This window comes from Flaviramulus multivorans (assembly GCF_021728415.1).
Lineage (GTDB): Bacteria > Bacteroidota > Bacteroidia > Flavobacteriales > Flavobacteriaceae > Sabulilitoribacter > Sabulilitoribacter multivorans.
Genome location: NZ_JAKKDV010000004.1, coordinates 241,312 through 254,606, shown reverse-complemented (window position 1 = coordinate 254,606; position 13,295 = coordinate 241,312). Strand labels below are relative to the sequence as shown.

At 33.0% G+C, this 13,295-nt stretch carries 9 protein-coding genes; 5 read left to right on the top strand and 4 right to left on the bottom strand.

Features of this window, described 5'->3' with window-relative positions; genetic code table 11:
• Positions 1–2: 2 nt before the first annotated feature.
• The gene (locus tag L3X39_RS11090) at positions 3–1,160 is read right to left on the bottom strand and encodes a 5-(carboxyamino)imidazole ribonucleotide synthase (RefSeq protein ID WP_237231851.1); all 1,158 of its coding nucleotides are present in this window, start codon (positions 1,158–1,160) and stop codon (positions 3–5) included.
• A 133-nt stretch (positions 1,161–1,293) separates the two neighbouring features.
• Between L3X39_RS11090 and L3X39_RS11085 the strand changes: the two genes are divergently transcribed.
• The 5 genes from L3X39_RS11085 (at position 1,294) to L3X39_RS11065 (ending at position 4,972) form a co-directional block, all read left to right on the top strand.
• A complete protein-coding gene (locus L3X39_RS11085; protein ID WP_237231850.1) occupies positions 1,294–2,403 on the top strand; it encodes an adenylate kinase in 1,110 nt (369 codons plus the stop codon).
• Positions 2,404–2,413: 10 nt separating this feature from the next.
• Positions 2,414–2,650: a PLDc N-terminal domain-containing protein gene (locus L3X39_RS11080; protein WP_237231849.1), complete on the top strand. Its 237-nt coding sequence runs from the start codon at positions 2,414–2,416 to the stop codon at positions 2,648–2,650.
• Positions 2,651–2,695: 45 nt separating this feature from the next.
• Positions 2,696–3,694: a GTPase ObgE gene (obgE, locus tag L3X39_RS11075; protein ID WP_237231848.1), complete on the top strand. Its 999-nt coding sequence runs from the start codon at positions 2,696–2,698 to the stop codon at positions 3,692–3,694.
• Positions 3,695–3,890: 196 nt separating this feature from the next.
• On the top strand, positions 3,891–4,412 hold the full coding sequence (locus L3X39_RS11070) for a DUF4136 domain-containing protein (RefSeq protein ID WP_237231847.1): 522 nt from the start codon (positions 3,891–3,893) through the stop codon (positions 4,410–4,412).
• 5 nt (positions 4,413–4,417) lie between these two features.
• Positions 4,418–4,972, top strand: coding sequence for a mycothiol transferase (locus tag L3X39_RS11065; protein ID WP_237231846.1), 555 nt, complete (start codon positions 4,418–4,420; stop codon positions 4,970–4,972).
• Positions 4,973–4,981: 9 nt separating this feature from the next.
• On the opposite strand, the gene L3X39_RS11060 is transcribed toward L3X39_RS11065, so the two are convergent.
• The 3 genes from L3X39_RS11060 to L3X39_RS11050 are packed head-to-tail and all read right to left on the bottom strand — an operon-like array spanning position 4,982 to position 13,262.
• The gene (locus tag L3X39_RS11060; RefSeq protein ID WP_237231845.1) at positions 4,982–6,376 is read right to left on the bottom strand and encodes a T9SS type A sorting domain-containing protein; all 1,395 of its coding nucleotides are present in this window, start codon (positions 6,374–6,376) and stop codon (positions 4,982–4,984) included.
• Positions 6,373–6,882, bottom strand: coding sequence for a hypothetical protein (locus L3X39_RS11055; RefSeq protein ID WP_237231844.1), 510 nt, complete (start codon positions 6,880–6,882; stop codon positions 6,373–6,375). The genes L3X39_RS11060 and L3X39_RS11055 overlap by 4 nt, the downstream gene beginning before the upstream one ends.
• Positions 6,883–6,923: 41 nt before the next feature.
• Positions 6,924–13,262 carry an alpha-2-macroglobulin family protein gene (locus tag L3X39_RS11050; RefSeq protein ID WP_237231843.1) on the bottom strand — a complete coding sequence of 2,113 codons (6,339 nt, stop codon included), beginning with the start codon at positions 13,260–13,262 and terminating at the stop codon, positions 6,924–6,926.
• Positions 13,263–13,295 lie beyond the last annotated feature (33 nt).

The window sequence follows — 13,295 nt, the reverse complement described above, 5'->3', positions numbered from 1 at the left end:
AATTATTTGCTTATTACTTTGATTATCTTTTTTACATCTTCAGCTATTTTTCTAGCCTCATTTAAATCTTCATTTACGATGGTTACATGTCCCATTTTACGAAACGGACGGGTTTGTTTTTTACCATAAATATGAGGTGTAACCCCATCCATCTTCATTATATTTTCAATGTTTTCATAAATAACATCACCTGTAAAACCTTCAGCGCCAACCAAATTAACCATTACACCACCTACCTTACTATTGGTTTTTCCTAAAGGTAAATTTAATATAGCTCTAATATGCTGTTCAAATTGCGAAGTAAAACTCGCTTCAATGGTTTGATGACCTGAATTATGTGGTCTTGGAGCCACTTCATTTATTAAAATTTGATCATCCTTGGTTTGAAACATTTCTACAGCCAATAAACCAACATGGTTAAAAGCATTGGAGGTTTTTAAAGCTACATCTTGTGCTTTTTTAGAAACTTCATCAGAAATTCTAGCAGGACAAATAACATATTCTACTTGGTTAGCTTCGGGGTGAAATTCCATTTCAACTACAGGATAGGTTTTTGTTTCACCGGATGGGTTTCTAGCCACAATGACTGCTAACTCATTTTTAAAAGGCACTAAATTTTCAGCAATACATTCCCCTTTCGGCAAACCTTCTAAATCAGAAAGTTGTCGCACTACTTTTACGCCATTGCCATCATAACCAAATTGTGCTGCTTTCCAAACAAAAGGAAAGTCCAAACCACCATTAGTAATGGCGTCTTCAATTTCAGAAAGATATGCAAAGCGAGAAAAAGGAGCCGTTGGTAAACCTTTATCAACATAAAATAACTTTTGTTTCGCTTTGTTCTGGATTATTCTAAGTGTTTTTGAAGAAGGATAAACTTTTACTCCCGCTTTTTCAAGGTCTTCAAGAGCATCCACATTTACATTTTCAATTTCAATGGTTAGGATATCAACTTTTTTTCCAAAATTAAAAACAGTATCATAATCCATTAAATTACCCAAGTGAAACTCATCACATGCTATCTTACTAGGCGCATCTTTACTGGCATCTAAAACGCAAGTGTAAATATCAAACTTTCTAGTATTATAAAGCAGCATTTTACCTAATTGTCCACCACCAAGAATACCGAGTTTAAAATTTGAAGAGAAATAGTTTGTCATGTTTTCTGGCTAAAATCTTATTTAAGATATGCAAAAATACACTTAAATCTTAAAATAGTTCCTAAATCGTAAATCAAAAAATCGGTATTCGCCAATCTATTGATTATCTTTGCATCTTTAAATTTTAGTACCTGTGATAAAGCTACACGACAAATATTTTAAGCCGTTTATAACTGCAAAGCAAATAGACGAGGCTTTGCAACGGTTAGCAAACGAAATAGCTGAAGATGTTGGTGATGAAATTCCTGTTTTTGTGGGTATTCTGAATGGCTCGTTTATGGTAGTAAGCGATTTTGCAAAAATGTACCCAAAACCTTGCGAAGTTACTTTTATAAAATTAGCGTCCTATGAAGGCGTTAAGTCCTCAGAAGATATTCAACGATTAATAGGTTTAACTCAGGATTTAACAGGACGTACAGTAATTATTTTAGAAGATATTATTGATACGGGAAACACATTGCATGAGGTACATAGAATTTTTAAAAATGAAAAGGTAAAATCGTTAAAAATAGCCACACTATTTTACAAGCCTGAAGCTTATAAAAAGGATTTTAAATTACATTATGTGGGTATTGAAATTCCTAATAAATTCATAGTAGGTTACGGTTTAGATTATAACGGATTAGGAAGAAATTTATCAGAAGTATATCAAATTAAAGAAACACAATACATGACAAACTTAGTGCTATTTGGCCCTCCAGGAGCAGGTAAAGGAACTCAAGCTGAATTTTTAAAAACAAAGTATAATTTAGTTCACATCTCAACCGGCGACGTATTTAGGTATAATATTAAAAACGAAACTGCTCTAGGTATGTTGGCTAAATCCTACATGGATAAAGGAGCATTAGTACCTGACCAAGTAACAATTGACATGTTGAATGCCGAAGTTGAAAAAAATACTGATGCACAAGGTTTTATTTTTGACGGATTTCCTCGAACCAATGCACAGGCTGAAGCTCTTGATAAGTTGATGGACAGTAAAGATTCGCAAATAAATGCAATGATTGCTTTGGAAGTTGATGATGAAGTTTTAGTTAAACGCTTATTAGGAAGGGGAAAAACAAGCGGAAGACCAGATGATGCAGATGAATCTATTATTAGAAACAGAATTAAAGAGTACTATGATAAAACTGCTATTTTAAAAGATTATTATTCTGCTCAAGACAAGTACTTTGGTGTTGATGGCGTAGGTAGTATTGATGAGATTACAAAGCGTTTAAGTAGTGTAATTGATAAATTATAAAATTAATATTTTGAGTAAAATAATTCTTGGAATACTTGTTAATATTGGTGTTTGGCAACTAATGCTTATAGTTTTAACGATATTTATATTATTGTTTCCAGTATTAGCATTAATAAGTATTTTAAAAAACGATTTTAAGGGCAACGATAAAATTATTTGGGTTTTGGTTGCCATATTGCTACCATTTTTTGGTCCAATATTATACTTCGCAATAGGAAGACCAAAACGTTTGAAAAATAAAGAGTAAAGGTTTAGTAGAGAAAACTTTTAACTCATAACTTTTAACTTTATTATGACGGAAGGAAATTTTGTAGATTATGTAAAAATGTATGTGAGCTCTGGAAACGGAGGTAAGGGATCTGCACATTTACATCGCGAAAAATATGTTGCTAAAGGTGGGCCAGATGGAGGTGATGGTGGTCGTGGTGGTCATGTTATAGTTAGGGGAAACCAAAACTTATGGACTCTCTTACATTTAAAGTTTAAGAAGCATATCAAAGCGGGTCATGGCGAACATGGTAGTAGTGGTAGAAGCTTTGGTGCCGATGGTGAAGATGTTTATATAGAAGTACCACTTGGAACCGTAGTAAGAGATTCTGAAACGAATGAAATTATTTTTGAAATCACCGATGAAGGTGAAGAAAAAATACTTGTTGAAGGGGGTAAAGGAGGCTTAGGTAACTGGCATTTTAAAAGTTCCACCAATCAAACACCTCGATACGCGCAACCCGGTATTCCCATGGAAGAGAAATATGTAACCATGGAGCTTAAGGTATTAGCCGATGTTGGTTTAGTTGGTTTTCCAAATGCAGGAAAGTCTACATTGCTATCGGTGGTAACATCAGCAAAACCAAAAATTGCAGATTACGAATTTACTACCCTAAAACCTAATTTAGGGATTGTTAAATATCGCGATTTTCAAACTTTCGTCATGGCAGATATACCGGGAATTATAGAAGGTGCTGCCGAAGGTAAAGGTCTAGGGCATTATTTTTTAAGGCATATTGAGCGCAATTCTATTCTCTTATTTTTAATTCCTGCCGATGCAAAGGATATTAAAAAGCAATACGATATTTTATTAGACGAACTACGTCGTTATAATCCAGAAATGCTTGATAAAGAACGTATTATAGCTATTTCAAAATGCGATATGTTAGATGAAGAGTTAAAAGCAGAACTTAAAGTAGAGTTGGATAAAGAACTTCCTATTCCGTATTTATTTATTTCATCTGTCGCGCAGCAAGGTATAAAAGAGCTTAAAGACACCTTGTGGAAGATGTTGAATAATTAATAGGGCGTTACCTGTGCCTGAAACAAGTTCAGGATAAAATAGGTCGGGCTTTCACTACTCGCTCCATTCTACGTCTGGGAGCTCAAACAATTAGCCTGCGGAAAGCGCAGTCGAACCGTTCAATCCCTAACGCAATGCAAAATTAAAATCAAGGTATTGGAATAATTTTTGATTAACTTTATATCAAAATATAGTTATGAGATTTTTAAGTATTATTATCTTTTTTCTTTTTATTGTTTCTTGCGCTCCAATCTATGTAAACTATGATTACGATAAAACAACCAATTTCCAACAATACAAAACGTATAATTACTATTCGGATATGGAAACTGGTTTAAGCGAGCTCGATACCAAACGACTATTAGATGCTTTAGATTTAAAAATGCAAGCAAAAGGGTTTAGTTTATCCGAAACACCAGATTTTTTTATAGATATAAAAAGCAGCCAATTTCAATCAGCACAAAGACAAACCGTAGGTGTTGGTGTAGGAGGAGGAGGTCGAAATGTAGGTGGCGGAATTTCCATTGGGTTACCTATTGGTCAAGCCAATGTAAACAGACAGATTATTATTGATTTTGTCGACGAAAATAAAAAACAATTGTTTTGGCAAGCGGTAAGTGAATCTAGTTTTAATACCAATGCAACACCAGAAAATAGAGAAGCTAGATTAAATGCCATTGTTGAGAAAATATTAACCGGATATCCACCTAAAAACTAAAAATTATGAAAAAATATTTAACTATACTACTTTGTTTTGGATTTATAATATCAATAAATGCTCAACGCGAAATTAAATCAGAAGAGGGATTTACACCTCAAATAGGTGTTATAGTTTCAATGTTAAATGACATGAAAAATAGGGTTGAAAATACTGTAAAGAATTTGGATATTGAATCGACGGATTTTCTATTAGACGAAAATGCTAATAGCATTGGCACTCTAGTTTTGCATTTAGCCGCTACTGAAAAATTTTACCAGGTGTATACTTTTGAAAATAGAGAGTTTAATAAAGAGGAACAGGAAGAATGGGGCATGAGAATGTCTATGGGTAATGAAGCCCGTGAAATGCATAAAGGAAAACCCATAAGTTATTATTTAAATATTTACGATGAAGTTAGGCAAAAAACACTTGAGTATTTAAAGGGTAAAGATGATGTTTGGTTAGCACAAACTCCGGAAGGTTATAGAATGAATAATCATTGGTCTTGGTACCACGTTATGGAACATCAATCAAGTCATTTGGGTCAAATCCTGCTTTTAAAAAAACGAATTCCTTAAAAAAAACAGCTATTGCTTTACAAGTCTTTTACTAGCTACAAGCACGTTGTTAGCATAACAATTGGCTATGTAAATACCCGTGCTTAAATTACTAATATCTACCTGTTGTGTTTCGTAATTTGAAACCAGTAATGATTTTAGTGTTTTACCATCTATACTAACAACATCAATTTTTAAATCTAAATTATTACTATTTTCAAATTTAAAATTCACAATGTCATTTGTAGGGTTTGGGTAAACAGTAATACTTAAATTATTAACCAAACTGTTGATGTCTTCGATACCTAATGAGGAGTAATTAATAGTCCAAGTAACAGTATAAACGTGTATGGTTTCATGGTTATCCACTTTTAGTAAAGTTGAGGCATCATTAGTTACAGCTGTTAATGTGTTAGTACCCTCAACTAAGTCAGTCTCAATAAGGGAAACATCATCTATGTTATTTGCAAAATTTGACGCATTTAAAGTCCAAACAGTTTCTAAAGTGTTCGGTATAGGCTTTATTAATGACAGGCTAAAATCAATGGGAAAAGAGGGATTTTCAACTGTATTAGAAACGGGAGCATAAGAATCTATTGGAGAAACCAAATCATGAATTTTTTCAATAATCCCCTCTGTACATACTGCACAAAAATCAAACCCTAAATAGCGCATTTTACAGGTTTCATGAGGTCTATACCAGGGTTTAGGAGTCCCAAAACCATCTAAATACTGATAAATGCCAATTCCATTAATGCCGATCCAATTTTTCCACTTCACCAAACTTGTATTAGTCTCCTGCGTCATATTAATAGCTTCAGCAGCTAAAGCGTCACCTGGGTAATATTCATCTTTTAAATCAAATAAAGAATGTCCCAATTCATGTATGGCAATTTCGTTGGCACTTGCGCCTGTAGATGTAAAGGCATGAACGCCTCCGCTACCACCATACTCATCAGAGTTTACTAAAACTATAGCTTGGTCATATTCAGGAAAATTATTTGCTAATACAGTATTAATGGTTGAAGTATTGAAAGTATATAATAGGCGGTGAATATTAAAACTATCATAACTAGTATTAAAATAAGTATCCGCGGTTGTAATTGGGGAAGCAGGTTCTGTAACGTCCGTAGCGGTACCTGGATGGTCAGAACCGCTTTCGTTTGACGGAACTTTTATAATATATGCATTAAAATAATCAGTATACTCAGCAAAAGGTGATTGCATGAATAAATCATCCAAAAAATTTGTGGCGTCCGTTTTAAACTTTGTAAATTCAGTTGTTTGGTATCCTTCACTTATTATTACCAAATTAATTCTTTTGTCATTATCGCCCGAAAATTTAATAGATTCTACATCAAAAATTTGAGCATTGCTGTAATTGATGTTCAAAAAAAGTACAAAAAGAAGTAATAGATTTTTCATAATTTTAGCGGTGTTTTAATGAGTTGCTTTTCGTTGTTTTCAACATTACTAAATTCGCTAATGGTAATATAAGCAGCATTTGGTTCTAGTTTTAATTTTAATGAGAACTCAACACTATCTAGTTCAACAGTTTTAAGTCGAAATTCATTTGATTCGTCAACATATTCAAACGTTTTGACTAACGGATTTTTGATAATTACACTTTGTAATACGTTCGAATTTTTATCGAGTTGTCGACAGTTTAAATCACCTGAATTTCCTTCTTCAAGGTACTTGTTGTTATTTTTTTTTAGCGCTCCATCAGTAATAATTGTATTAATACATCGAACACTTTTGGTTTTGTCATCATTTAAATTGTTTTTTATCAAATAATTTATAAAAATAAGTTTCGGTGTTGCTTCAACTTCAGGTTTTTCAGTAACAACTTTTTGTTGTGACACACAAGAAATAACTAATATTAAAATTAGAATAGACAAAGTATTTTTTAAGTTCACTAACTGGCTCATGTAGCTAAATAGATTTGAGTTAAAGTTAATAATTAAATATATTAATTAATATGAATTCTTTTACCTTCGCTATGGCTGCTAAATTCAGGCGCATACATACTTTGAATTGTAGTGATTCCATTACTCATATTACCGGCATTATTCACACGCAAATCGTATTCAAATATATAAACTCCTTTAGGTAAATAATCGAAAAAGAAATTTGTGCTGGCATCTTTTGTGCTTTCATAATAGCCTAAACCATCTTGCCATTTGTATTGAGATAATACATTTGCAGGTTCCAATCCAGATGCTCGCATATCTTTCATATGTAAGAATTCCATGTTTCTATCGCTTCGTAACTCAATACGAACCCTTACTAAATCACCTACTTTTAAGTTTGTGGTTTCTGTTATTTCGGTAATTTCTTCACCAGTATCTGTATTCTTTTTTATAAATAACTTTTTCTTCAACTTTAAAGGGGTTTCGGCAGATGTTATCTTATCCAAATCTTCAAAATACTGCCAATACAAACTTCCCCAAGCAATACCATCACCTTTTTTGGTGAGTTTTACGTCAGCCATTTCAGGTTCAATTTCAGAACCATTCCATGCTGTTTTATAGTAACCCGTTCCAGCCTCTACTTTTACATTTTCTAGTTTTGAAGGCTCTATTTGTTGTCCGCCTAAAACCACATCAACCATATCGGTTACGCTCAACCAATCACTTCCTTGAAGTAATAAGGCATAAACTGCTTCGGTGGTTGCTTTGGTAGTTTTCCAGCGGTTAGTTTGTTTATTTTTTAGTAGCCATATTTTCAGATTGTCAATGGTTTTCGTATCGTTTTCAATTTCTGCAAATGCTTCAATCATTAAAGCTTGAGTTTCAATGGGTGCTTGATACCAAAACCAAGAGTTTGTATTTTCTTTCCAATACATCCCTAATTCTTCTGAAGTAATACTTGTTTCTTTAAGCGATTTTAAAATTTTTGAAGCTGTTTTTTCATTGTTATTTCTATGGGATATTAAGACCATTAAACCCTTTGAGTACAAGGAACGAGATAACCAATATTTTTGTATTTGAGTTTGATAATATTCTATAATGTCTTCAACTTCTTTCGATTTTTTAACTTCTGGATAAAAGCTTCGCATGTATAAATAATGCAATTGTGTGTAGCTTAAGTGGTCTTTGTTTAAATCTACATTAGAATTGTATTTTCTGATGTCTTTGTATTCTTTTATGAATTCAGTGTCAAGGTAATTGATTGCCTTTGAAATCATTTTAGAACTCACTTCTGTATTCACATTTAGTTGTTTTAAGTGACCAAAACCAGTAATAATATGTTGTGTGATGTATCGGTTTTCGCGTCCACCATTAAACCATGCCCAAGCTCCAGAGGACATTTGATTGTTTTCAAGTTTACGATTAGCCGTTTGCAATTCATTATTCATTTTATTTAAGTCGAATAACAAGGCAATGCGCTTTTTCTGTTCGGTTTCACTTTGTGCATCACGAAGCCACGGTGTTTCTTGAATTAAAATCGACTTTAATTCTTCATTCTTTTCAAGATTACTTAGTAAGGCATCTTGAGATTTCCATTGATTAAAAACTTCCTGAATTCTTGGGTTTGAATTTGCAATATGACTTGCTAAGGCATTCGCATAATATCTGCTGAATGTTTGCTCATTACAATCATATGGATATTCCATTAAATACGGAAGTGCTTGAACCGCATACCACGCTGGATTGGATGTCATTTCCAGTGTTAGTTTATGATGTTTTAAAGTTGTTGAGGTGTTAGTTTTCAACTTATCTAAAGTGAATGTTCTTGTTTCGTTTGAGCGAATCCACATGGGCAATGTTTCGGTAACTAACATTCTGTTTGATAAAACTGGTAGTGCATTTTGTTCGCCATCGCTAAAATCACCTGCTTTTGCAATGACTTTATATTGGACCGCATCCACATCATTAGGAATTGATAAACTCCAAGACACTTGTGTATTGCCTTTAGCATCAACAGTAAACGTTTTATTATTTTCTGAATTACTCAGTTTTGCGTTTACTTCCTTTCCTGAAATCGCATCCGTTAACATTAAAACAGCTTGACCAGAAAGTTGTTTTTCAGTCAGGTTAGCAATTTTTGTACTAATGGTTATATTATCACCATGTCGCAAAAAACGAGGTACGTTTGGTATCACCATCAACTCTTTTTGGGTAACAGTAGTTAAAGTTTTAGTAGCACTTTCTAAAGTTTTGGTGTGTGCTAATAATTGTAATTTCCATTGGGTTAATGCTTCAGGCGTAGTAAAACTAAAACTAACATTGCCCGCTTCATCGGTTTGTAAATGCGGAAAGAAAAAGGCTGTTTCTTGCAGGTTTTTACGGATTAAAATACCATTTGTATCAAACTCGTTTTCTGCTTTTTCACGCTTTGGACCATTAGGATAAGAAGCAAAGGCAACTCCTTCAACAATTTCCTCATCTAATTCCATTTCTTCACCAACTGAATCATATTGTACATTTGATATGGTGGCATTTAGAGATCTTTTTTCTTTTGAAACCCCATAACCAACTGTTACAACTTCCTCCAAATGCTCAACACTTTCTGCTAAAGAAATATTTAAAACGTTATTCTTGTTAAGATTAATTTGTCTTGAAACAAATCCAACATAGCTCATTACCAAAATTTCATCTTTTGAAGCTTCAATACTAAAATTACCATCAAAATCTGTGGACGTGCCTCTTGTAGTTCCTTTAACAATAACTGAAACTCCGGGTAAAGGGTTTCCCTGCTCATCAAAAACAGTTCCTGATACAAAGCCTTTTTTTATAGAATCATCATATTTTGATTCTGACTTTAACCTTAAAGATTTAACATAATTATCATACCGCCATTTATTAAAGTTGAGACTAAACCCAAACCAATTAAGTTGGTCATAATATTGTTGCGGATACCGAACGTTATTTCGTTCATTATAAACTCTAAAGTTTTTAGTGCCAAAACTACTGTTTCCGTTGCTATAATTATTTGAAGAATATGTATGGGTTACAGTTGGGTTAAAACTCCAAGTATGTGGCTTAAATTGGTCTAACGACGCATCATACATACTGGCTAATAATTCAGCACTTACTTTGTCGCCTTGTGGCCCTTTAATTTTAAAACTCCAAGTTTCATCTGTTCCAGGTTGTAGTTTATCTCTAAAGGTTGCGGTTTCAATATCGAGTTCGGTTTTAGGGTAAGGCACCGCAATGATTTCTGTTGCTGATTGAAAACTATTATATGCCGCATAACTATAATGCACCGCAAAACCACCTAAATCTTTGGATTCTACGGGAATTGAAATGGTTTTTTTATTGTTTTTAAGCTGAATAATTTCAGTTTTTACAATCTTATGGTCTTTTTCAATTTTGACGGTGACTTCTAAATTTTCAGTAGCCGATGCTAAGGTTATAATAGCTGTTTCTCCTATTTTATAACTTGGTTTATTAGTTGTTATACTAAACAGTTGATTATCAGCCAAAGTTTTGTCGTTATCACTAAACAAGGTTGTTTTAGCTTCATCTTTAACCAATTGTCCAAATTTATCTTTGCTTTCTAAGGTAATGATATACGTACCAGATTGCCATTTTTTAATTTTGCCTAATTCAATTTCTTTTGATTTTTCGGTATCAAATTCTTTTTCAAAAACCAAATCGCCTTTCTCCCAGTTATTCGGGTTATGTTCATCGGTATAAGCATCATGTGGAAATAGGTTTTTAAAAGCTTCCTCGGAAAAATCTTGATAATCGGGTGTCGCCCAAGGTCTTGGTCTTAAAACACGGGTTGGTGCACTTAATTTGTAAATTTTAATCGTGCCTTTTGCAGGAACAAATTCACCGTTTAGGTTTTTGGTGTCGATTGAAATTTTATGGTCTTTATTTGTTTTATCTAAAACGTTATCAACGGTGATATTTGCCACTAAAGCATGATAACCAACATTCACAATGGTAGTTGCGCTTCGGGTTTCGCCATTTAAATCGGTAACATCAGCAGTTACTTCATAATTAAAAATGGGTAAATTATTTTTGTCAACACTTTGGTCGGGAATGGCTTTAAACGTGATTTCAAACTCACCTTTTTCGTTGGTTATAGTTTCACCATGCGTGATTTCTTGTGGTTCGCTTTGAAACCACGGACGATACCAATAATACCAGCGTGGATATTGTACTTTTCTATGAACCCGATATACCACTTTGGCATCGGTAATATTACTTCCAGCATATGCCAAAGCATTGCCTTTTATTGTAACCGAATCGTTAACTTTGAAAGTTTCAGTAATAGGCGTAAATTTTGTTTCAAATTTTGGACGTTTATATTCTTCAACAGAAAAGTAATGTTCAGTATAGAAATCTTCATCATCACCATCAAATTCAATGTAATATTGACCATTCAGCCCGTTATTGGGTAAAATAAATTCACCTGAAACTGAGCCAAATTCATTGGTTTTAAATTCAAGCTCTTTAATTTCTTCATCATTCGTATTGTATAGTGCAGCATAAACAGACTCATTGGCTACAACCTCCGTTTTGCCATTTTTAGTTTTCATAGCAATGGCTTTAAAATAAACGGTTTGTCCTGGTCGGTAAATACTTCTATCTGTAAAAATGAAGGCTTTATAAGTCTCCTTTTCTTTTTCTTGTTGGTAATATTGATTTATATAGTAATCTCCAAAATAGGCTGTGTCATTTCCATATTGAACTTTGGCAGACACATTTCTATAGCGACCTGTAGTTTTTTCAATGATTATTTCTCCATAAATATTTGTCCTATGGGTTTCTTTAATGGTTTTCCTGCTATTATTTTCGTAGTAACTAAGCTCTACATTGGCATTAGTGATAGGTTTTCCATTATTTCTGTCAATAATTTGAAAACTTTTGCGCTTGTTGCTTTCAGTTTCCACCAAAGCCAAATTACTTACTTGGATGGTCGAAAACGCAAAGGTTTCTTTATCGTTTTTAACGGATGCAAAAATCAAATAAGTTCCGTTATTTAGTTTAGGAACTAAAACCTCTGTACTATGAGTTTGATAGTCATTTTCGTTTCGCAAAGTGTTTTCCCAATTTTTATCAACCTCTAACTTTTTTATAAAAAAGTGCTGTTCTTCTTTTCTATATAATTTATTGAGTTTTTCTAACTGATTTCTATTTAATTTATAGATGGCAAATTGTAGTGAATTTAAATTTTTGTAACGCACCAACAAACGCACATGTTTTTGGATAGGAAGATAGTCTTCGGTTGTAATTTGAAGCGTTTGTTGTTCAATATGCTGTTTTAGTACTTTACATTTCTCAGAACCCGTATTTTCAGGGAATTTAGAAATTACGGCATTACAAATCTCTATAGCTTCTTTGGCTTTCCAACGGTGTTCTTCATTGCTGATGGGCTGGTATTTTTGGCTTTGATTATAATACAACGAAGCTATTTCAAAATCATACAAACCAGAAACTTCATGTGATTTAATTTTGCTGCTTTCAGCTTTTAAAACTTGTAATAAAAGAGTTTCTTTATCATTAAATGTAGCATGCTGATTTATAAATTTTAATCGCTCAATGTTTACATCCGCTAATGCAAATGGTTCTTTGTCTTTTAAATGAAACTGCACTAAATCTTGATAAATTTTAAGCGCATTTAATTGTAATGATGTAGAATCTTTAGATTCAATTTTTAAACTAGAAAACGTCACCACCTCTCCTAAAAAATCAGGGTTGTCAATTTCAAACTTATAAGCTGGCTTTGTAATATTGGTTTCATTAGTCTTATAAAACGCTAAAGCTTCATGATTTAAAAAATCAAATAGGGTCGGCCTGTAAATTTTTGAGTCTTTTTGAAGGTTTAATAGTGCATCATAATGGCTCAATGGTTCTAATTGAAGTATGAGTCCATTTTGTAAAGAGTTTTGAAAATGTAAATGAATTTCATCAAACAAGGTTTGTAAATCCCAAGCTCTAAAATCTTCAGCATCTACCTTTTCAGTTGTTTTGGTTCTGTTATAAAACTGCCATCGGTTTTGATTAAAATATTGCCAATATAAATTAGCCAAAATACTTTCTAACACATTTTTAGTAGGGAATTCGCTTAATTCAATTTGCTTTTTAAAATCTTTGATGATTTTTAATTGTGCATCTTCCTCTAAAACCAGAGCAAACTTGCTTTTAAAAAGCATGGTTTTAATAAGCTGTGGATGGTTTTTATCTTTTGAAGCTTTTTGAGAAATGTTTTCAACAGTTTTTAAAGCTGATTGAACAAGACCTTCAGTTTCAAACTGCTCAACTTTAGTCCATAAATCATCATAATCGGCGTTTTGAGCCTGTGAAAAATTTGCAAAAAGTATAATCATTAAAAAAAGTAGAGCGTTTTTCATGTGTTTAAGTTTGTCATAAAAATACTTTCAAAA